The sequence below is a fragment of the Pseudonocardia sp. WMMC193 genome (genome assembly GCF_021728735.1).
Classification (GTDB): domain Bacteria; phylum Actinomycetota; class Actinomycetes; order Mycobacteriales; family Pseudonocardiaceae; genus Pseudonocardia; species Pseudonocardia oroxyli.
Map to the genome: position 1 here is coordinate 3,772,425 of NZ_JAKKDO010000003.1, position 18,788 is coordinate 3,791,212.

General features: G+C 73.1%; 29 protein-coding genes. 4 read left to right on the forward strand and 25 right to left on the reverse strand.

Annotated elements, in window-relative coordinates; translation table 11 throughout:
* Positions 1-17 precede the first annotated feature (17 nt).
* The 4 genes from L3X23_RS19455 to L3X23_RS19470 all read left to right on the forward strand — a co-directional run bounded on the left by L3X23_RS19455 (position 18) and on the right by L3X23_RS19470 (position 1,459).
* Positions 18-170 carry a hypothetical protein gene (locus L3X23_RS19455; RefSeq protein WP_237193544.1) on the forward strand — a complete coding sequence of 51 codons (153 nt, stop codon included), beginning with the start codon at positions 18-20 and terminating at the stop codon, positions 168-170.
* A gap of 71 nt (positions 171-241) precedes the next feature.
* Positions 242-430, forward strand: coding sequence for a hypothetical protein (locus tag L3X23_RS19460; RefSeq protein ID WP_237193545.1), 189 nt, complete (start codon positions 242-244; stop codon positions 428-430).
* A complete protein-coding gene (locus L3X23_RS19465) occupies positions 427-711 on the forward strand; it encodes a hypothetical protein (protein WP_237193546.1) in 285 nt (94 codons plus the stop codon). The genes L3X23_RS19460 and L3X23_RS19465 overlap by 4 nt, the downstream gene beginning before the upstream one ends.
* A gap of 298 nt (positions 712-1,009) precedes the next feature.
* A complete protein-coding gene (locus L3X23_RS19470; RefSeq protein ID WP_237193547.1) occupies positions 1,010-1,459 on the forward strand; it encodes a hypothetical protein in 450 nt (149 codons plus the stop codon).
* Between the two features lie 136 nt (positions 1,460-1,595).
* Here L3X23_RS19470 and L3X23_RS19475 read toward each other — a convergent pair whose 3' ends face one another.
* The 25 genes from L3X23_RS19475 to L3X23_RS19595 all read right to left on the reverse strand — a co-directional run bounded on the left by L3X23_RS19475 (position 1,596) and on the right by L3X23_RS19595 (position 18,696).
* Positions 1,596-2,285, reverse strand: coding sequence for a hypothetical protein (locus tag L3X23_RS19475; protein WP_237193548.1), 690 nt, complete (start codon positions 2,283-2,285; stop codon positions 1,596-1,598).
* Between the two features lie 3 nt (positions 2,286-2,288).
* Positions 2,289-2,918 (reverse strand): collagen-like protein, encoded by a 630-nt coding sequence (locus L3X23_RS19480; RefSeq protein WP_237198203.1) that lies wholly within the window; start codon positions 2,916-2,918, stop codon positions 2,289-2,291.
* A gap of 16 nt (positions 2,919-2,934) precedes the next feature.
* Positions 2,935-3,264: a hypothetical protein gene (locus tag L3X23_RS19485; RefSeq protein WP_237193549.1), complete on the reverse strand. Its 330-nt coding sequence runs from the start codon at positions 3,262-3,264 to the stop codon at positions 2,935-2,937.
* Complete coding sequence (locus tag L3X23_RS19490; protein WP_237193550.1) at positions 3,261-3,629, reverse strand: hypothetical protein; 369 nt, start codon at positions 3,627-3,629, stop codon at positions 3,261-3,263. The genes L3X23_RS19485 and L3X23_RS19490 overlap by 4 nt, the downstream gene beginning before the upstream one ends.
* Positions 3,622-4,473, reverse strand: coding sequence for a hypothetical protein (locus L3X23_RS19495; RefSeq protein WP_237193551.1), 852 nt, complete (start codon positions 4,471-4,473; stop codon positions 3,622-3,624). The genes L3X23_RS19490 and L3X23_RS19495 overlap by 8 nt, the downstream gene beginning before the upstream one ends.
* Positions 4,473-5,351, reverse strand: coding sequence for a M15 family metallopeptidase (locus L3X23_RS19500; protein WP_237193552.1), 879 nt, complete (start codon positions 5,349-5,351; stop codon positions 4,473-4,475). The genes L3X23_RS19495 and L3X23_RS19500 overlap by 1 nt, the downstream gene beginning before the upstream one ends.
* Positions 5,351-5,554, reverse strand: a complete 204-nt coding sequence (locus L3X23_RS19505; RefSeq protein WP_237193553.1) for a hypothetical protein — start codon at positions 5,552-5,554, stop codon at positions 5,351-5,353. Before L3X23_RS19505 ends, L3X23_RS19500 begins: the two co-directional genes overlap by 1 nt.
* A gap of 104 nt (positions 5,555-5,658) precedes the next feature.
* Positions 5,659-6,261: a hypothetical protein gene (locus L3X23_RS19510; RefSeq protein WP_237193554.1), complete on the reverse strand. Its 603-nt coding sequence runs from the start codon at positions 6,259-6,261 to the stop codon at positions 5,659-5,661.
* A gap of 16 nt (positions 6,262-6,277) precedes the next feature.
* Entirely contained in the window at positions 6,278-7,120 is an 843-nt protein-coding gene (locus tag L3X23_RS19515; RefSeq protein ID WP_237193555.1) for a hypothetical protein, read from the reverse strand.
* Positions 7,023-7,397, reverse strand: coding sequence for a hypothetical protein (locus L3X23_RS19520; RefSeq protein ID WP_237193556.1), 375 nt, complete (start codon positions 7,395-7,397; stop codon positions 7,023-7,025). The genes L3X23_RS19515 and L3X23_RS19520 overlap by 98 nt, the downstream gene beginning before the upstream one ends.
* 22 nt (positions 7,398-7,419) lie before the next feature.
* A complete protein-coding gene (locus L3X23_RS19525) occupies positions 7,420-7,650 on the reverse strand; it encodes a hypothetical protein (protein WP_237193557.1) in 231 nt (76 codons plus the stop codon).
* A complete protein-coding gene (locus L3X23_RS19530; protein ID WP_237193558.1) occupies positions 7,650-7,892 on the reverse strand; it encodes a hypothetical protein in 243 nt (80 codons plus the stop codon). Before L3X23_RS19530 ends, L3X23_RS19525 begins: the two co-directional genes overlap by 1 nt.
* Positions 7,893-7,906: 14 nt before the next feature.
* The gene (locus L3X23_RS19535; protein WP_237193559.1) at positions 7,907-9,010 is read right to left on the reverse strand and encodes a DUF5047 domain-containing protein; all 1,104 of its coding nucleotides are present in this window, start codon (positions 9,008-9,010) and stop codon (positions 7,907-7,909) included.
* A 1-nt stretch (position 9,011) separates the two neighbouring features.
* On the reverse strand, positions 9,012-10,475 hold the full coding sequence (locus L3X23_RS19540; RefSeq protein WP_237193560.1) for a hypothetical protein: 1,464 nt from the start codon (positions 10,473-10,475) through the stop codon (positions 9,012-9,014).
* Positions 10,476-10,479: 4 nt separating this feature from the next.
* A complete protein-coding gene (locus tag L3X23_RS19545; RefSeq protein WP_237193561.1) occupies positions 10,480-11,337 on the reverse strand; it encodes a hypothetical protein in 858 nt (285 codons plus the stop codon).
* 57 nt (positions 11,338-11,394) lie between these two features.
* Positions 11,395-14,742: a phage tail tape measure protein gene (locus tag L3X23_RS19550; protein WP_237193562.1), complete on the reverse strand. Its 3,348-nt coding sequence runs from the start codon at positions 14,740-14,742 to the stop codon at positions 11,395-11,397.
* A 361-nt stretch (positions 14,743-15,103) separates the two neighbouring features.
* Entirely contained in the window at positions 15,104-15,472 is a 369-nt protein-coding gene (locus tag L3X23_RS19555) for a hypothetical protein (RefSeq protein WP_237193563.1), read from the reverse strand.
* Between the two features lie 139 nt (positions 15,473-15,611).
* Entirely contained in the window at positions 15,612-15,794 is a 183-nt protein-coding gene (locus tag L3X23_RS19560; protein ID WP_237193564.1) for a hypothetical protein, read from the reverse strand.
* Complete coding sequence (locus tag L3X23_RS19565; RefSeq protein ID WP_237193565.1) at positions 15,791-16,381, reverse strand: hypothetical protein; 591 nt, start codon at positions 16,379-16,381, stop codon at positions 15,791-15,793. The genes L3X23_RS19560 and L3X23_RS19565 overlap by 4 nt, the downstream gene beginning before the upstream one ends.
* Positions 16,381-16,860, reverse strand: a complete 480-nt coding sequence (locus tag L3X23_RS19570; protein ID WP_237193566.1) for a hypothetical protein — start codon at positions 16,858-16,860, stop codon at positions 16,381-16,383. Before L3X23_RS19570 ends, L3X23_RS19565 begins: the two co-directional genes overlap by 1 nt.
* The gene (locus L3X23_RS19575) at positions 16,857-17,213 is read right to left on the reverse strand and encodes a hypothetical protein (protein ID WP_237193567.1); all 357 of its coding nucleotides are present in this window, start codon (positions 17,211-17,213) and stop codon (positions 16,857-16,859) included. Before L3X23_RS19575 ends, L3X23_RS19570 begins: the two co-directional genes overlap by 4 nt.
* 13 nt (positions 17,214-17,226) lie before the next feature.
* Positions 17,227-17,529 (reverse strand): hypothetical protein, encoded by a 303-nt coding sequence (locus L3X23_RS19580; protein ID WP_237193568.1) that lies wholly within the window; start codon positions 17,527-17,529, stop codon positions 17,227-17,229.
* Between the two features lie 4 nt (positions 17,530-17,533).
* Positions 17,534-17,881 carry a hypothetical protein gene (locus L3X23_RS19585; protein WP_237193569.1) on the reverse strand — a complete coding sequence of 116 codons (348 nt, stop codon included), beginning with the start codon at positions 17,879-17,881 and terminating at the stop codon, positions 17,534-17,536.
* Between the two features lie 10 nt (positions 17,882-17,891).
* The gene (locus L3X23_RS19590; protein ID WP_237193570.1) at positions 17,892-18,449 is read right to left on the reverse strand and encodes a hypothetical protein; all 558 of its coding nucleotides are present in this window, start codon (positions 18,447-18,449) and stop codon (positions 17,892-17,894) included.
* Complete coding sequence (locus L3X23_RS19595; protein ID WP_237193571.1) at positions 18,430-18,696, reverse strand: hypothetical protein; 267 nt, start codon at positions 18,694-18,696, stop codon at positions 18,430-18,432. The genes L3X23_RS19590 and L3X23_RS19595 overlap by 20 nt, the downstream gene beginning before the upstream one ends.
* Positions 18,697-18,788: the final 92 nt, after the last annotated feature.

Consider the following 18,788-nt stretch of genomic DNA (forward strand, 5'->3'; position numbering starts at 1 on the left):
GGCAGCAGTGGATCACCGTGCAGGTGGACCCGCTGACTGGCGAGATCGATCTGCACGTGCCGCGCGAGACGGCTCGACTCGACCACCGCGACGTGATGCGACTTCGCGACCACCTTGCCGCGGCTCAGGCGTCCGCGCTGGAGAGCTACGGCTGGGCTGAGGAGCACTGAGTGCAGTAGGCGGGCACCGGCCGGGGGCGCAATCCCCGGCCGGGCCCTTTGATCCCCCCGGGAGGGGACCCATGAGCAACGTAACGAGCGCGCCACGTCCGGTCACGCTCACCGCGCGAGCGGTCACTGAGCTGCGGGACTATCTCCGCCGCGCGGACGAGGTCCTCGTGCTGCCGCACAACCCGGACCGCCTGGGCCAGCGGCACTCGATCCTCATGGCCGGGTACCTCCGCCACCAGCTCGACGAGGATCGGCCGTGACCGCGCCGAAGGTCCGGCTGCTCCCCCGCGACGGCGAGACCCGAATAGGCCTACGCGTGTGGATCGTGGAGGTCGACGGACGCCCGGTCGGGATCGTCGGCGACGAGCGGCCCTGGCGAGGATGGCGGTTCGGGTCGCTGCGGTGGTGGGCCGCGCTTCGCGACACCGAGGACCGGACGAAGGCTGCCGACTGGAACACCGGCGAAGTGTCGCTGACCACGCGGAAAGCTGCCCTCGACGCCCTGCTCGCCGAGCTCACGGCCCGAGGAGGTGCGACATGAGATGCGCCGAGCCGGGCTGCTGCCGCCATGCCGAGGTCGTCGTACATGTCGACGGCCTGGCGGTAGTCGCGTGCCTCTCCGATGGCATCCGACTGGCGCGAGGGCTCCGCGGCCGAATGCGGCTGCTGGGATCCGGGGCTGAGGTGACGGTGACCGATCCGAGCGAGCCGGGCGGACGCCACTCGGCCGGGTGAATCCGCGGGCCAGGTCACGACATATCGGACCGCGGGGAGTAACAACCCGTACACAGCACGCGACCAAAGCGTGCAAGCCGATACCTCGACCGCATGAGGAGACCATGATCACCGAGGCTGTGCAGCACCGTCGCCCGTGGCAGCTCGGCGCCGGGCTGGCTCTGGCGTTCCTACTGGCGTTCACGGCCGGGTGTGCCGGGTCGACGTCCGAGGAGCCGGCGGTCGACGCCGCCCCCACGGCGGCCGCCCCGACGGCGTCGGTCGGCGATCGCGAGGATGCGGCGCTGACGGTGCAGCAGAAGCGCGACTACCTCGGCGCGCTGATCGCCGAGGTCCCGTCGACGCAGGAGCGCCTCGACCGCCACGATGGCGACCTGGACAAGGCCGCTGAGTATGTCGCCCGCGACGGCCTGCGGCTGTGCGACTCGATCAAGTCGGGCGAGACGAACGAGGTGATCACCCGTCAGGCCGCGTTGAGGTTCGAGGTCGACGAGGCGGACGGTCCGGCGATCCGGAAGGTCACGGAGCAGTACGTCTGCAACGTTTCGGTGTAAAGTCGCGGGTCCTTTCGATGGCTTCGCTGCGTCCGCGTGCCCGCGGGGGCGGCGTGCGGGTACCGGCCTGCGGGGTGTGTGTCGTGTCGCTGGGGAGCGGACGCGACCCCCGCAGGCCGGTCTGGTGTCCGGGGTTCTAGTAGAGGGTCTGGGCCGCAGCGACGGCGGGGCCTTGGTCCTCGGCCCACATGCGATGGGCCATGCCGTCGGTGCGGACGGTGATCTGGCCGCTGCTGCTCGCCCGGGCGACGGACGCGAGCACTTTCAGGGTGCCGGTCTGGGTGGCCTCGAAGAACCCCACGGTCTCGACGGTGACCGGCACGGACACGACGCGGTGGTGCATCAGGGCGCGGTCGAGCTGGGTCGAGCTGGTCGTCGGGTCGGCGGGGGTTCCGGTGGCGAAAGTGTGGCGCAGCGTCGTGGAGGAGATCCCGTCGGCGGTGGTGCTGTCGACCTCCATCCGGGTCGTGATCTTGTAGAGGCGTCCCGCGACGACCGGGATGGCGATCATCATGATCCGGACCTCGGTACCCGAGGTGACGCCGATGTTGCCGCTGGTCTTGTTGCCGCGGGCCACGATCTGCCCGGCGGGCGGGGCCCACTCGTCGTCGTAGTTGGTCGCCGAGGACTTGCGCAGGACCTGACCGGCGGCACCGCCGGCGGGGACGCCGTTGGTGATCGGGTCGGCACCGCCGGGGAGGTGGCGGGCCGCGTGCGCGGTGGTGCCGCCGTCGGCGCCGGCGGGTCCCTGGGTGCCCTGGGGTCCTTGGATGCCTTGGTCGCCTTTGGGCCCCTTGAGTGAGGAGCCGGTCGCTGTCCACGGCACGGGTCAGCTCAGCAGGTAGACGGCGCCGTCGGTCAGGTCCAGGTAGCGGTCCCCGACCTGCGAGCCGGGGATCGAGCTGGGTGCCCCGTTCCCGGAGAACCACGTCGCTCCGCGGGCACCCTGCGGCCCCTGGTTGCCGGTGTCGCCCTTCGCGCCCTGGGCGCCGGTGTTGCCCTGGGCGCCGGTGTTCCCGGTGTCGCCCTTGTCTCCCTTGGGGCCCTGCGCGCCGGCGTCTCCGGTTGCGCCTGCCGCTCCGGCCGGGCCCTGGACGCCTTGTGGTCCCTCGGGGCCGCGGATGTCGCCCATGTCGGTCCAGCCGCCGCCCTGCGCTGCGGCCTCCTTGCCGTAGATGTGCCGGTTGGCCATCACCACCCGGGTGGTGCCGGGCGGGTCTCCGGGCGGGAGGTCCCCAACGGTGGCCACGGCCGGGGCCGGGTCGAAGCCCTGACCGGGCACACCCTGCACGCCCTGGACACCCTGCAAGCCCTCGGGGCCGCGCTCGCCGGTGTCGCCCTTCGGGCCCTGGGCGCCGGTGTCGCCCTTGGGGCCCTGAGTGCCGGTGTCACCCTGTGGCCCTTGGGAGCCGGTGTCGCCCTTCGGGCCCTTGACCGACCCGATCTGTCCCCACGCCATGGTCTGGTTCCCTTCGTCAGCCAAGTTGGTAGAACGCGCCGGAGTCGAGGTCGACGTACATGTCGCCCTTCTTGGCTCCGGGTATGACCGGTGGCGGCTCACCGCGACCGGAGAACCATTCGCTGGTGATCTCGTCGCGCGGGACCGGGCGGACGACGCCGTCGCTCTGCCGCTCCAGCAAGCCCGGGTCCGAGGACGGCGCCTCGACGTCGCCGAGCTCGTCGAGCACGTTCGCCCGCGGCGGGACCGCGACACCGCCGGAGGGTGAAGTGGGCCCGAATGATATTCCGGCGCCCAGCCGCGGCCCGGTGCTCAGGTCGATCGGGTTCCCGAGGTGGCCGCTCATCGCGACACCGGGAGCTCGACGGTGATGCGGCCCTCCACGCCGGGTGGGTTGTGCTGGCCGACGGCGTCGACGAGGACGTCGTAGACGCCGGTGCGGATCGGAAGGCGGGTCTGCTCGGTGGACAGGGTGAGCAGCGCGAGCACGACCGGCTCGGGGTCGCCCTCGATGACGCGGGCGGTGACCTCGGCGACGAAGGTGGTCAGGACCTCCCCGTCGGGGTGGGCGCGGATCTTGGCCACGGCGTGGATCCCGTCGGCCGAGCGCAGCGGGCGGCCGAGGTCGTCGCGCAGGATCCAGCCGTAGGGGCCGAAGGTGCGGCCCCAGTAGATCGTCAGGTCGTCGCGCAGCGGGACGGTGTCAGGCACGGTGGGTCCCTCCCCACGGCACGGCTCCGGCGCCGTATCGGTCGTCGACGGGTTCGTCGAGTCGCTCGGCGCGACGGCGGCCCCGGGACCCGGCGAGCAGGGCGGAGGCGGGGATCTGCCCGGTCGGGGTGCGGGTCGCGAGCCCGGTCGGGGCGGTGGTGGCGTCCGGCGAGCTCGCGCGATGGACCGTCGCGCGCTGGTCCTGAGGGGGTGGCCGGACGCGGCCGCGGGCGTTGCGCTCGTCGGCGGCGGTGAGCTCGTCGGCGTACCAGTCGGGGTCCGCCGGCGGCATCGTCTCGGGGGGCACGGTGCTCAGGCGGCGGGGGCGCCCGGCGGGGTCGACGCGGCCGCGGCGGCGGTCGAGGTCGACCGCGGGCATCTTCTGGGTGCGGGCGTGGCGCGGCGGGGAGGGGTCGGCCTCGGCCCAGTCGTAGGCCTCGACCGAGTCCGCCGCCCGGTCCTCGCGCACCTCCAGTGGTGGTGCGGCCTCGGCCGGGGTGGCGCGGAGTTCGAGGAGCTGCTCCAGTATCTCGCCGAGCAGCGCGGTGCCGCGCGGGATGAGCTGCTCGCCGGCGTTGTTGCGGGGGTCGTCGACGGGGGTGACGCGGGGCTCGGCGGCGCGCAGGACCCGCAGCACGGTGTAGAGCGAGGTGCCACCGGTGGCCACGACGGCCACGACCGCGGCGGCCAGGTTGATGGGGTCGATCCCGGCGTCGGTGCGGTAGAGGATCACCCCGATGGCCAGGGCGGCGAGGACCGTGCCCACGGTGGTGGGTGGGGTGGCGCCGTCGCGGGCGGCGTCGCGCAGCGGCCGCGGCCGCTCGTGCTGGTCGTCTCGGGCCATCAGCCGTGCCCGATGCCGTCGAGGTGGGCGGAGAACACTCCGCCGATCGGCAGACCGGTGACGGCGAGCTCGACCGCGGTGCAGCCCGCCGGGAGCTCGATCGCGTCGAACGCGCGGTGCGGCAGGTCCCGGGGGTCGCGCGGGACGTCCTTGCCGCCCTGGACGCGGAACACCAGCCAGGTCAGCCGGGCCACGGCCTTCTGGGCGTCGGGGTAGAAGGTCTCGTACTGCAGCCAGGCGCGGGCGCCCTTGGGCATGACCAGCGAGGTGCCGACGCCGTCGATGGTGAGCAGGCCGGTGCGGTTCGGGGTCGAGCCCGGGTTGTCAAGGTGGACCTGACGCATGATGGCGGGTTCCTCCTGGGTGTCGGTCGCGGTAGCCGGGGTGCCGCTGAGCTCGTGCAGAGCGAGGGCGGTCATGGCGTCGGCGTCGGCCGGAGTCCCCATGAACTCGTAGTGCATGGAGTCCTGCTTGCCGCTGTAGTCGCCGCCCCAGGCGAAGCCGTAGCGGTTCCATAGCCGTGGCATCCACGCGGGCATGTCGGTCTCGCGCGGGCTGACGTAGGGGTTGGCCTTCCAGTTCAGGTCGACCGCGAGGCCCCACGAGTGGTTGGACGGCGAGCTGGTCCCGGCGATCGGGCGGCAGTTGTAGCCGCCGCACTGGCCGGATCGGAACAGGTACCCCCGGCGCTCGGTGTCGTCGAGCAGCAGGTCCACCAGCCGTGAGATGCGCTTGTGCACCGAGAGCCGCACGCCGCTGAGATCGGCGGTGACGATCGCCGTGCCACCGCCGGTGATCACGCCCTGGCACGACGGCCACCCCGGGCCCCAGCCCCGCTGAGCGGCTGTGCGGGAGTAGTCCCTCAGATTGATCGTCATCAGGCGTTCCCGGCGTCGATCGCGGCCTGGTCCCGCTCGGTCGGTTCTGTGCCCCACGAGGCGGGGAAGGCGTCGGGCGGGTCGTCGACGTCGGGCGAGGTGATGCGCGGGTGCGCGGTGTCGTCGACCGGGTCGGTGTAGCGGTACCCGGTGGCGATCATCGCGGCGTCGAGCTCGGCCTGCGTCGGCTGCGTGTCGGCCACGGCGAGGTTTCCTCCTCGGGACGGGGAAGTCGGGTCCCGCCGGGTGCCGTCGGTCGGGGGGACGGGGGACGGCACCCGGCGGGAGCTCGCGAGGGAGCGAGTGGTCAGGCCTGCGGCTCCTCGGTGGTGGTCGCCGGGCCGGGGTCGATGCCGGCCGGGGTGTCCGAGGTCTCGGGCTCCGCGGTGGGCGACTCCGGCGCGGGCTCGGTCGGCGCCTCGGCGGGCTCGGTGTCCGGGGCGGTCGGCGCGGTGGGGGCGTCCGGGGCGGCGTCGACGACCGCGGGGACCTCTTCGAGGACCGGCGGGGTGGCGGGGACGAGGCCGGACACCTTGGCCGCGAGGGCGCCGATGGCGTCCTTGAGCGGCTGGGCGGCGTCGACGTCGCCGGCCTCGTCGGTGGCCTCGCGGCCCTCGGCGGCCAGGGCTCGGTCGCGCCAGGTGTCGCGGTCGGCGACGACCTTGTCGATGCCGTCTCCGATGGCGGGGATCGAGGCGGCGAGTGCGGAGAGCAGTTCACGGTCAGCAGCGGCAGCAGCCATCTGGCGACGCTCCATTCGGTCGAGCTGGCCCGGGACGGGCAGCAGCAGGTCGAGCTGGTCGGGGACGGCCAGCAGTCGCCGCCAGGCCCTGTTGGCCTGGGCGGCCCGCGTACGCCGGTGGCGGTACGCGGAGATCAGTGCGGCTCGGAAGCCGGGGGTCACGGTCATCACGGGGCGCTCCGTCTCAGCCGCCGAGCAGGGGCATGGGGCCGCTGCTCGGGGCGGGCTCGGGGTCGGTGGAGGTGCTGGCGCACAGGACGTCCGGGACGGGTGCGGTGGTCTCGCTGGTCGAGCCGTCGGCGGGGTCGACCAGGGTGGCGATCGCGACGCAGCGCCCGTCGCGGACACCGAAGTCGAGGGCGGCCATGCCGATGCCCTGGGCGCCGTCGCGGCCGTCCTTGCCGTTGTCGCCGTCGCGGCCGTCGACGCCGTTGCGCACGGGGTTGGCGGCGAAGTAGGCGGTGGCGGCCGCGGCCGCGAGGCGCTGGAGGGTGGCCTCGTCCGGGGGCGGGCCGCGGAACAGGTCGGCGTTGGCGAGCAGCACCTCGGCGGCCGCGGCCCGGACCGCCTCGGGGCTGGGGAGCAGCGGTTGCGGCTGGGGCAGGTTCGCGAGCTCGGCGCGGATGAGCTCCAGGACGCGGGCGGTGTCGAGGCCCTCGCCGATCTGCACGGCCGGGGCGGCGGCGACCTGGGCGGCGAGCGCGCAGTCGGCCGGGGTGGGCTGCGGCCCGGTGGGGGTGCCGTTGACGCATTGGTCGAGCACGGGCGGGGCCAGGGCCTTGGCGGTGCCGACGGCGCCGTCGCGTTCGTCGGTGAGCTGGGCGGTGCGGCCACCGGCGAGCAGACCGCCGACGACGATCGCCGCGGCGAGGGCCATGATCGCGCCCGGGAGCAGCCAGGTGGAGCGGCCGCGGCCGCGGTGGCGCCGCTCAGCCTTGGTACGGCCGCCGTTCCTGGGGCCGCCGTTCGGGTCCGCGGAGGGGCTGTCGGGGTCGACGCGGGGAAGGTTGTGCAGGGTCGCGTTCATCGTCCTCACCTCGGATGAAGGCCAGCAGCTCGGGGTGCAGCGGGATCTCGTCGACGCCCGCGTAGCCCAGGGCGATGTCCTGGCGGGCGATGTGGCGCACGGCCAGGCCGAGTAGGCGGTTGGTGCGGCCGAGGTCCTCGCGGGTGGCCACGAGGGCGGCGGCCTGCTGTTCGCGCTCGGCCTTGTCGAGCTTGTTGCGGCGGAGCTGGAGACCACCGAACGCGGCCACCAGGGCGCCCAGGGCGGTGACGAACGCGGTCAGCGCGGCAGGGTCCACCAGGTGACCGCCTTTCGATCGTTCAGGGCTGCACCGGTCGCAGGGGCGGGGGCGTCGGCACCGGGCCGGTGGGCGAGCTCGACGGTGGGGCGGGTGGGCCCGGTTCCGCGGGGGCGGTGGGCAGGCTCGGTGCGGGCCCGAGGACCCCGGCGGGGGCGGGCCGGGGGTGCAGGGCGAGCAGGATCCCGGCGGCGATCGCCGCGGCGACGAGCAGGCCGAGGGCGAGGGCGGCGATCTGGCGCAGGGTCATCATCAGGTGGCGAACTTCCCGATCAGGCACCACGCGCCGGGCACGCACGCGATCAGGGCCGTGTCGCCGACGGTCGGGGTGTAGCCGGCCAGCCGCGGCAGGGTCTTGGTGCCGCCGCGCACGGTGACCTTGACCCGGGTGGCGGAGACGATCTCGGTGACCGCGCCGACGGCCCAGGCCCCGGTGCCGGTGTCGGTGCGGTCGTCGAGGGTGGTGTTGAGCAGGTCGGCGGGGTCGACGCTCATGGCCGCGGGGCTCCTCAGCTCTCGGAGGGCAGGTCGATCGAGCGGGTGGTGAGCTTCTGCGCGGCGCTGGGCGCGGTGTCGATGGGGACCTTGTCGAGGATGTGGCGTTGGCGGGTGCCGTCGTCGAGGCGGACCTCGACGACGTCCCCGGCTTCGAGGCCGGGGTTGGTGATGGTGTCGACGTCGACGTGCGCGCCGAGGCCGCGCACGCGGGCGAGGAGCCCGGCGCCGGCGACCGCGGCCTGGGCGTTGGTCAGTAGCAGCGGGGAGGAGAAGAACCGCGGCTTGCGGCCGAACGGGCCGCCGTAGAACGTGGGGCTGGTGGCGTCGTCGTCGACGACCTTCGCGAACACCGGTGGGGTGCCGTCGGTGCGTTCGCCGGTGCAGATGACGGCGTTGTAGACCTGCTCGCGGGTCAGGGTGGTGTCGGCCTTGACCAGCACCCCGGTCTCCCCGGAGTCGATCACCCATACCGGGGTGTCGGTGACGCGGGGCTGGTAGCGGATCCGGAACACCCCGACGGGGTCGGCGAAGCATTCCGCGCCGATGGCGTCGGCGAGGCGCTCCACGCCGTCGGCCCAGCGTTCCTTGTCGATGTCGAGCACCGGGGCTGCGGTGGTGTCGCCGGTCTCGTCGACGACCACCGCACCGGGCAGGGTCTCGGTGATCAGGCGGGTGATCTCCTGCACGCAGGTCTGCCCGGCGCGGGTCTGGGTGGGCTGGTCGAACCGGTCGTCGGCCACGGACTTGGAGCGGTCGGCGAGCTCGACGGCCAGCCCCGAGGTGAGCGGACGGGACAGGCCGACCTTCTGGATGGGGCCGCGGATCATGGGGACCCACTCGGTGCCGCGTCCGGGGATGACGATGCCGAATTCGAGCGCGAGCTCTGCGCCGAGCGGGGACAGTGCCCCGGTGCCGGTGTAGGGCCACATCCGCGGGTCCGACACCAGCAGCGACGCGGTGCGCCGCACCTGGCTCTTCGCGTCGCAGGTGACCGTGGCGGACTCGATCGGGATGTGGTCGATCGCGCGGCCGTCGGTGGTGTAGGCCCGGCAGCGGGCGGTGATGGCGTGGCTGGAGCGCAGGGTCTGGCGCGCCGCGGCGCTGATCGGCCACACGTCAGGCCGCCGCGGCCGCGGTCGGGTCGTCGGGGTTGGCCACGGGGCCGTCGACGACCTGGTAGGGCAGGCTGAACAGCCGGGCGCCCTCCCAGGCGCCGTGCCCGGGTGGGTCGAGGTCGACGTCGGCGATGGAGAGCCACTCCCCCGGGCCGTGCCCGAGGCGGGCGGGGGCGCGCAGTAGCAGCGGCTGGCCGTCGTCGAGCATCTCCCACAACCGGTCGCGCTCGGCGAAGGTGGTCACCAGGACCTCCAGGGTCCCGGACTCGCTGTCGCGCGTCGACGCGGAGATCGCGATCGGGCGCCGCCGGCCGATGACCTTGTGCACGCCGCGTTCGATGGTGCGGGTGACCTTGGGTTCGCGGGTGACCGTGGCCACGATGAGGTAGGGCAGCACCGGGTGGCCCAGGAACGTGCGGTCGCGGCTGTCGAGCACGATGGGTTCGGAGGTCAGCACGTAGGCGGGCTGGTTGGGGGCGGTGAGCTCGTACTGCACCGGCCGGTCGAGCGGGGCCTCGCGGTCGACGACGTCGACGACCGGTGCGAGCGCCGAGGAGGATGCGTGCGGGGTGCCCATCCACGCCCCGTACTGGCGGGCCCCGTCGAAGTAGGAGCCGTCGGAGCTGCCGCCCTCGATCAGGACGGCGTCGATGTCGATCACGCCGGAGGCGGCGAGCCCGGCGACGGAGAAGGTCATGGTGCCGGAGGTGACGACCTTCGCGCCGGTGGAGTCGAAGGGCTGCGGGATCGAGAGCACGGCGGTGCGGTCCCAGCGGCCGACGAACCCGGCCAGGGTCGCGGCGGGGACGGTGGCCGAGGTGGTGCCCATCGAGGCGCCGGTCTGGTCGAGCCAGGTCACCGACACCGTCAGCGCCCCGGACGGGGCGGCGCCGGCGCGCAGGTTCAGCGAGACCTGCGGGGCGCCCTCGGCCAGCGGGAGCGCGACCGGGACGGTCGCGGCCACCGTGCCGGCGGCGGTGGCGCGCAGCCGGAACGCCGAGGTCCCGTCGGGCATCGCTGCCTCGGTGATCCGCGACAGGGTCGTGTTGGATCCGGCGAGCCAGCCGGTGAGGTCGACCTCGGCGGAGGGGTTGGTGCAGCGGTTGAACCGGGTCGGCGCGGTCACGGCGAGGGGGTAGGCGCCGCGGACCGGGGTGCGGACGCCGTCGACGACGCGGGCCAGGCGCAGGTACGGCGCCGAGGACCACCAGGCCGCGACACGGACGGTGCCCAGCAGCGGGTCGGGGGTGGCCGAGAGCCCGCCCGCGGACGGGTAGCCCAGGCCGCCGCCGCCGCCGTAGGACAGGCCGCCGTAGGGGCCGAGCGCGGTCTTCGAGGTCGACCAGCGCCACCCGGAGCCCTCGGGGCGGGCGGGGTCGGTGATGACCCCGCCGCCGCGAGCTCCGGCGACGTCGCGGGCCCCGCCGTAGGTTCCGGCCCCGCGCGGGGCGCCTCCGTAGGACACGAGCTCAGCCGCCCAGGTACTCGGCGGTGAACTGGACGTAGGCGTTCTCGTTCGCGGTCTGCCCGTCGCGGGCCCGGTTCGCGAACAGCCCCAGCGCCATCGCCGCCTGCGTGGCGGTGACGTAGCCCAGCCAGTCGGACTTCACGATCGCGAACCCGTTGGGCAGGGTCTGGCGGTTGCTCTGGTCCCCGGGCCACGGCCCGGTGTCGGAGGCCCAGCGCATCAGCAGGTAGAACCAGCCGTAGGAGGAGAACGAGGACGAGCCCTCCAGGGTGAGCCGCCAGAACCCGGCGCGGTTGAGGTAGACGTTGCCGCCGGAGTAGGTGGCCGGGCCGACGTTGTGCGGGGCGGCGACCTGGTTGAGCGCGGTCAGCTTGGTCTCGGTGTTCCCGGCCAGCCCGATGGTCTGGTTCAGGATCCGCCGCCGTGGCGCCCCGGACCCGAACGGCGACATCCATCCGTCGGGGCCCTTCTCCACGACCTGGTTCTCGTCGGCGAGCATCACGCGCATGCCGGTGTGGGCGTCGGCGGGCAGCGACGCCCGGCTGAGCACGGTCAGGGTGTCGCGGGCCAGCGGCGCGGCCCGCCACACCGCGCCCTGCGACCACGCCCGCGGGGTCGAGCCCTCGCGGCCGCGTACGACGGTGACCGCGGTGGATCCGGCGGTGTGCCCGGTGACCCACACGACCTCGTACACCCCGAGGCTGTCGTCGGCCAGGGTGATCGGCAGGTACTTGGCCGCGGACAGGTCCGAGGGCAGCGACGCGAACGCGGCGCTGGTCAAGGTGGTGTCCAGGCTCGTGACGGTCGCGGTGAGCTGGCCGAACCGGTAGTCCAGCGGCGTGCGCTGTTCGTAGGCCACGGAGAACGCCTTTCCGGAGAGATCGAGAGGGAGCGGGGTCAGGCCGAGCGCACGCCGCTAGGGGCGGCGGCCGTTGTTCGAGTCGGTCAGCACGCGCACGATGCGGCCGTCGACGATGCGGACCAGGCCGTCGTCGAGGATCTCCAGCGCGCCGGAGGTGAGCACGAACTCCCCGCCGTCGTCCGAGCCGCGCACGTTCGCGGTCAGGGCGTTCCACTGGGCGCCGGTCAGCACGGCCTCGGGGCGGCCGGTGCCGTTGTAGACCGAGGACCAGCCGGTCGGGAGCAGCCCGCCGGAGTCGTAGCCCTTCGGGGTGGCGCCCACGGCCTGCTGGACGTTGAACACCGACCCGTAGCGGCGCTTGATGTAGTTGATCCCGGCCACGATGTTCGCCAGTGGGTTGTACGGGTCGTTGGGCAGGCGCGGGTCGCGGTTGCTGGCGAAGGTGGGGCCGATGGTCTGCATGAGCCCCATCGACGGGGTGCCCTTCGCGGCGTTGGAGTCCCACAGGTTGATCGCGCGGGGGTTGCCTCCGGACTCGCGCATGATCAGCGTCTGCAACGGGCCCAGCCACGACACCGGGGTGCCGGTGAACCCGAGCGCCTGCATGATCCACCCGACGACCTGCGCCGGTGCGGCGGCGCCGCCCCCGCCGCCGGGGCCGCCGTAGGACTGCGGCACGGACTCGTCGACCTTCTTGGCCATGGCGTCGACGGTCTTGTCGATCATCGAGCGCAGCATCTGCGCCCACGCTCCGGAGCCGACGTTGCCCGCGAGGCTGTCCACCGCAGGTTGCAGGACCTTGCGCAGGTCCCCGCCGGTGGCGATGTTCGCCCCCAGCGACGCGGCGTCGGTGGCGGTGATCAGCGCCCCGATCCCGGGCAGCCCCTTGGCCGCGTTGACGATCGAGCCCCAGATCCCGCCGTCGGCGAAGCTCGACTCCGCACCGCCGGTGCCGACACCACCGGAGGACCGGCCCCCGGAGAAGAACCGGTTGGCCCAGCCGACGAAACCCGCGCCGAGGCCGCGCACGGCCTCGGGGACCAGGAACCCTTCACCACCGGAGAGGTTGAGCCAGCCCGCGGTCGGGGAGAAGAACCGGTGCACGTCGCGGCCGGGGGTGTAGCCGGGCATCACGCCGCCGTCCTTCATGTGGACCTCGGGGAGTTCGCCGAGCCCGAAGGTGCGGGCCACCCCGTTCCACAGTGCACGGATGCCGTTGTTGTAGACGACGTCGACGACCCACTGCACCGGTGTGCGCGCCGCCTCTTTGACCGAGTCCCAGCTACGGCCGATCCACCCGGCGACGGACTCGAACGCCCGACCCACGGCGTCGACGCCGTCGCGGAAGAACCGGAAGACGCCATCGACGATCGACCAGGCGGTCGAGGACGCGGACTGGATCGCCGACCAGGCCGGGACCACGGCGGACTGCCAGAGCCAGACGAAGAACGAGCCGACGTTCTGCAGCCCGGAGACGTACCAGGCGAAGATCGACGAGACCAGCCCCCAGGCCCACGACGCGGCTGCCTGGATCCCGGACCAGGCCGGGACGACGGCGGACTGCCACAGCCACACGAAGAACCCGCCGACCGCGCGCGTCCCGGCACCGAGCAGCGCGAAGATCGACTGGAGCACCCCCCAGGCCCACGACGCGGCGGTCTGGATCCCGGACCAGGCCGCGGCGACGCCCTCGCGGAACCACGCGAAGTTGTGCCACGCGTAGATCACCGCGGCGACCAGGGCGACGATCCCGATGATCAGCCAGGTCATCGGGGACAGCGACATCACGAAGTTCAGGGCCGCCTGCGCCGCCGACCACGCCCACGTCGCCGCCGTGACCACACCGGTGGCCACCGCGGCGCCGACCTGCCGGGCCCCGGAGACCATCGCGGCGACCCCGGCGCGGCCGTAGTTCAGGGCCAGGCTGCCGAGGTTCTTCGCCGCGTCGACGCTCTTGCGTCCGGTGTCGGCGACCCACGACCCGGCGGTCTGGATCGCGGATCCGGCCGTGGAGGCGCCGGACTTCACCGTGTCCCACGCCGACCCGAGCTGGCGGACCTTGTCCGGGACTCCGGTGACCGCGTCCTTGACCCCCACGACCATGTCGCGGGCATCGGTCAACCCGGTCTTGACAGCGCCCAGGCCCTTCCCGGCCAGCACGAGTGCACCGAGCCCGGCGCCCGCCGCGACCAGATGCGGGGCGATCGGGGCGATCACCGGGCCCACTGTCGACCACACCGGCCCGAACACCGACGACACGAAGTTGGCCGCCGTCGACAGCCCCGGGATCAGGACGTTCCCGACGAAGTTCGTGACCCCGGTCTCCAGCGACCGCTTGAACGTCTCGATCTTGTTGGACGCGGTGTCGTTGAGGGTGGTGCCGAAGCGGTCGGAGGCGCCGGCCACCTCGCCGAGGGCGCTCACCGCGCTCGACGGGTCGAGGGAGTAGAGCGCGTCGCCGAGGTCCTCGGCCTTGGTGCCGAACAGCGCCACGGCTGTCTGGGTGCGGTCGATGCCCGGCGGCATCGCGCGCAGGCGGTCGAGGACCATGTCGAGCCCGGCCGCCGCACCCGGGCCGCCGCCGGCGATCTGCTTGCTGACCTTGTTCGCGTCGAGGCCCAGCTTCTGGAACCCGGCGGCGGATTCCTTGGTCCCCGAGGTCGCGATGAGGTTGAACTCCTTGAGCGCGTCCGCGACGACGTCGGCGTCGCGAGCTCCGCCCTTGAGGCCCTGGGAGAGCAGTCCCGTCGCGGTCGCGCCGTCGAGGCCGAGCGACCGGAACTGGGTGGAGTACTCGTTGAAGGTGTCGAGCAGGTCGTCGGCGACGTTGACGCCGTTCTGCATGCCCGAGACGATGATGTCCATGGCGGACTTGGCGTCCGGGGCCATGCCGGTCCGCATCATCGTGCCGACCGCCCGGGTCGACTCGGTCACGTCCAGGCCCAGGCCCTCGCTCAGGTCGAGCACGGACTTGGTGACGTTCCGGATGTCCGCGTCGCTGGCGGTGGCCATGCCGCCGATGTTCTGACGGACGGCGCCCAGGGCGTCGTTGACCTGGGTGAGGCTCTCGCCGTAGGCCTGGGAGTAGAGGTCCCCGGCGAGCTTGCCGTAGCGCTGGGCCTCGGGTGCGTTGAGGCCGAGCTGGGCGGCGAGCTTGGCGTTGGCCGAGCTCGCGTCCATCGACGCCGAGAGGGCACCGATGAGGGCGGTGCCCACGACGGCGCCGACGGCGGCGATCTTGCCGACGTGGGCGGAGAAGCCGCTCTTGGTGCGCTCGCCCATCTCGTCGCCGGCCTGGTCGCCCGCCTTGCCTGCGGACTCGGAGACCTGCCGGACGAGGTCCCCACCGAAGTTCTTCATCGACGGGAGGACGTCGACCCACACCGCGGCGGCTGTGGTCACTGTTCACGCTCCTTCCGGGGACGCAGGGAGTGCAGGTAGTCGATGACCAACTCGGGGTCGTGGCCGCTGGTGTCGCCGATGCGGTTGGCGGGCTTCTGCCCGGGCCGTCGGACTCGCTTGGGGCGGCGGATCCGCCCGCCGGCGACCTTGACCTGGGCGGCCCCGTACTCGGCGGTGACGTCGATGAGGTCGGCGAGCAGGTTCTCCTCGTCGGTCCAGTAGTGGCCGTTGACCGCGCGGTAGGTGGCACCGCCCGGGGGTAGGTTCTCGACGAGGACGCGGAGCTCGCGCAGGGTGATCTCCCGGCGCCAGAACTCGAAGATCGGTTTGCGCGGGGAGTAGAGCGCGTTGAGCTCGGCCTCTATCGCTTCTGGCGCCTCGCAGAGAACGTCGAGGATCGTGTAGGGCGCTCCTGTGCCTCGTGCTGGATCTGGCGCATCACGTCCTGCACGGCGAACAGCACGATGCCCGAGTTGCCCCCGGCCTCGATGAACCGTTCGTACTGCTCCTCGCCGAGGTAGTAGCGGGCCAGGTCGACGTCATTGGCCTCCCCCTTGGAGCCCTTCTTCTGGACGTCGGCCAGGCCGTCCTTCCAGTCGTCGGCGGCGAACATCGGGTGCGGGAACACCCACTCCTGGCGGGCGAAGACGAACGTGGCGATCGTCGGGTCGTCGCTGTTGGTCGCCTCCGCGCGCTGGGCGAGGATCGCGTCCATGTCGATGTCGGGCACAGGTGCTCCTTGAGGTGGGCGGGCTGGGCGGGCATGGGTGAGGGCCGGCGCGATGTGCCCGCCCAGGGCAGCGCGCCGGCCCTCGAACTGGGGAGCGGACCGGATCGGTGGGGCCGAGCTCCAGCGGGGTCGAGCAGGGTCAGGTGTCGTGCAGGTGCAGGTCGGGCCAGTCGGCGACGTCCTCGGGGTCGAGCAGGCGCACCCCGAGCTGGCCGACGTCGTCGACGTAGGTCTCGACCCACCGGGCGGTGAGGTCACCGCCGGGCGCGAGCCACTGGGCGACGAACCCGGCGGGCGAGACCTTCGCCCTCACCCCGCTCACGGGGTCAGCGCCGGCAGCGCCCACCCCTCCTTGAACTTGCGGCGCACGCTGATCCCGTCGGGGCCCGGGTAGGCGGTGACGGTCAGCTCGTAGGCGGTCAGGGCGTCGGACTTGTAGACCACCGAGCCGCGGTCGGTCACCTCGGCCTCGGGCATCTCGAACCGGCGGTGCTTGGTGCCGTCGATGACGTCGAAGCCGTAGCAGCGCAGGTCCCGCTTCGGCTTGCCCTTCTGGTTGAGGATCACCACCCCGCCCTGCTCGGTGAAGTCCTCCCGCGCGGCCCGGTAGTAGGCCGAGACCGAGGAGAAGTTCGACTCGATCGAGACGAACTTCATCGTCCACACCTCCCGGGTCACCTCGACCCGGATCGGCGAGAGCGCCTGCCAGGCGGTGAACGACTGGGAGTCGGCGTCGGGCTCCTCCTCCAGGCCGTCCTCGTTGAGGTAGCCGAACGAGGTGAACGCGTCGGGCCAGGGCTCCATCAGCGAGGGCAGGGTCGACCCGAGCGGCGCCCACGAGGCGCCTCCGGTCACCCCGACCATCGCGAGCTCGGCGTCCAGGTCGAAGTCAAGCACTGGTGCGGTCATCAGGCCTCGCCTTTCTTCTTGATCGTGTACACGTGGGTGAGCCCGTAGGCCCGGGCCTTGCCGAGAGAGGGCCGATACGACGGCCCCGTCTCCTCGGTGACCTCGCAGATCTGGCCACCGGCGATCACGACGTTCTTCACCATCCGCGGCGCCAGCAGCGCCTGGATCTGGCGGGCGAGCTGCGAGGCCGCCTCCTTGGTCACGTGGTAGGCGTCGACGTCGATCCGGGCGCCCTTGAGCACCGGCTTGGCGATGTCCCCGCCCCCGGCGCGGGTGACCAGCACGACCGGCAGCTCCTCGTCGAAGCTGGGCCCGGGCGGGCCGAGCCAGAGCTCGGTGACCACCTGCACCGGCGCCGGGTCCTCCATCGTGACCCCGGCGAGCTGACGGAACCGCGCGTCGAGGTAGCGGACGATCATCTCCTCGGCGTCCGGTTCGAGGGCCAGCTCCGGGAACTGGGCATGCGGCGGGGCGGTCACCGGTCGGTGGTGGGCTCACCACCCGAGCCGCCCGACGAGGCGCCGGACGGCCCGCCGGTCGCGCGGCGGCGGGTCTTGCCCGAGGTCTCCTCGACCAGCGGCGGCGGGGTGTCCCCCTCCCCCGACGGGGCCTGCTCCTCCCCCGGGCCGCCCGTCTCGCCGGTGGCTGCGTCGCGGGCCGCAGCGTCGGCGTAGCGGGCCCGGCCGTGGCGGACCAGGCTGCGCGCCCACTCCGGGGACACCTCGTCCTCGGTGCCCTGCTTGGCCACCTCCGGGTGGAAGGTGTAGACGATCTTCACCTTGCGCGGCGTCGACGCCTGTTCGGTCTCCTGCGTGCTGTCCTGCGTGGCCACGGGCTGGCCCCCTTCAGTCGAGGTTGATGTCGGCGGCGCGGGCGAGGATCCGGCGCCGGTCGGTCGAGGACACGCTCTGGCCGCGGGTCAGCGAGTTCGGCGGGGCCGACACGACCCGCGAGTAGGTCCGCCCCCTCGGGCGGGTGCCGTTCTCGACGTCGATCGACGAGCTCACCTCGGGCAGGCCCTGCCCCGAGGCGATCGCCGCGGCCCGGGCCGCGATCGGGCGGGCCCGAGCGGTCAGCGCCTCCCGCACCACCGGGAGCTGCATGACCTGCCGGATCCCGTCGAAGTTGAGCTGCACACGAACGGCCATCCGTCTACCCCCTGATCGCTTGCAAGGTGACCTCGACGTGGTGGACCCCGCCGGTGTGCGGGTCCCGGCGGCGGTCCGGGTCGCCGACGACGTCGCAGACCGTGCCGTCGTCGAGCACGACCCGGTCGGTGGCGAGCAGGTCCAGGTCCTCGCCGTCGTCGGTGCGCAGCCAGTACGTGGCCACCGTCTGGTCCCGGTTCCCGCCGGGTGTCTGCTCGCTGGTCGTGGCCCGCTGCACGTTCACGAACTCCAGGGCCACCCGCGCGGCCGCGGCCCAGTCCCGGGTCCGGTTGTTGTGCCGGTCCGCGGTGAGCGGGGCCCGCAGCCGCACGACCGTCTGCTCGAAGATCATGTGCGGCCGATCACGAGCGGCGGCCGATGTGGTAGCGGTCCACCGCGGTCTTCCACGCCTCGGACACCCCCGGTGTCCAGGTGGTCGCCTCGGAGCCGACGGCGAGGGACTGGATGCCGGGGCGGCCGCGGAACACCGCCGCGGCCTGTTCGAGGACGGCCTCGGCGATGTCGTCGGGCACGACCTCCCAGCCGTGCTCGAAGTCGACATCGACAGCGTCGAGCTGGTCGGGCCACGGCCCGGCGGTGCGGCGCAGGATCCCGAACCGCGAGGACACCTGGAAGTCCCGACCGCGCACGAGAGGCGTGAGTGCGGCGGAGCCGTCGGCGGGTCGCAGATGCACGATCGCAGAGACGACCTGCACGCCGGGCAGCAGCAGGTCCCGCACGCCGGAGCCGTCCATCACCACGCGGGTGCGGGTGCGGGTCACCGGGTGGCGCACCGCCCCGCGGAACCGCGCCGAGGCCTGGTCGAGCGCGGGCCCCACCCGAGGGTGGTTGCTCCGCACGCCGAGCAGGGCGGCGAGGTCCGAGGGGTCGGCGAGCCGCTCAGCTCTGGGCTGTACCACCGTCGCCGCCGGCCGGGTCGTCGTCGGAGGGGCTCAGCGTGCCCTGGCCGGGGTCGGTGCTACCGCCGGGGTCAGCGCTGCCGCCGGTGGCGGTGCCCCCCGCCGCGGCGGATCCGGCGGCGGAGGTCGAGCGGGGGCCAGTGCCGCGACGGCGCTTGCCCTTGGGCTCGGTCTCGGCGTGGCCCTTCGGGACGTCCTCGGGGCGGTACCGGATGCCGTTGATGACCTGCATCTTGTGCTCGGCCATGATCTTCCTTCCCGTGCTGTCGCAAGGATTGGGGCGCCACCCGGCCGGGACCTGCCGCGCTTCTCTGGCACGGTGACCAACAGCCGCAGCCT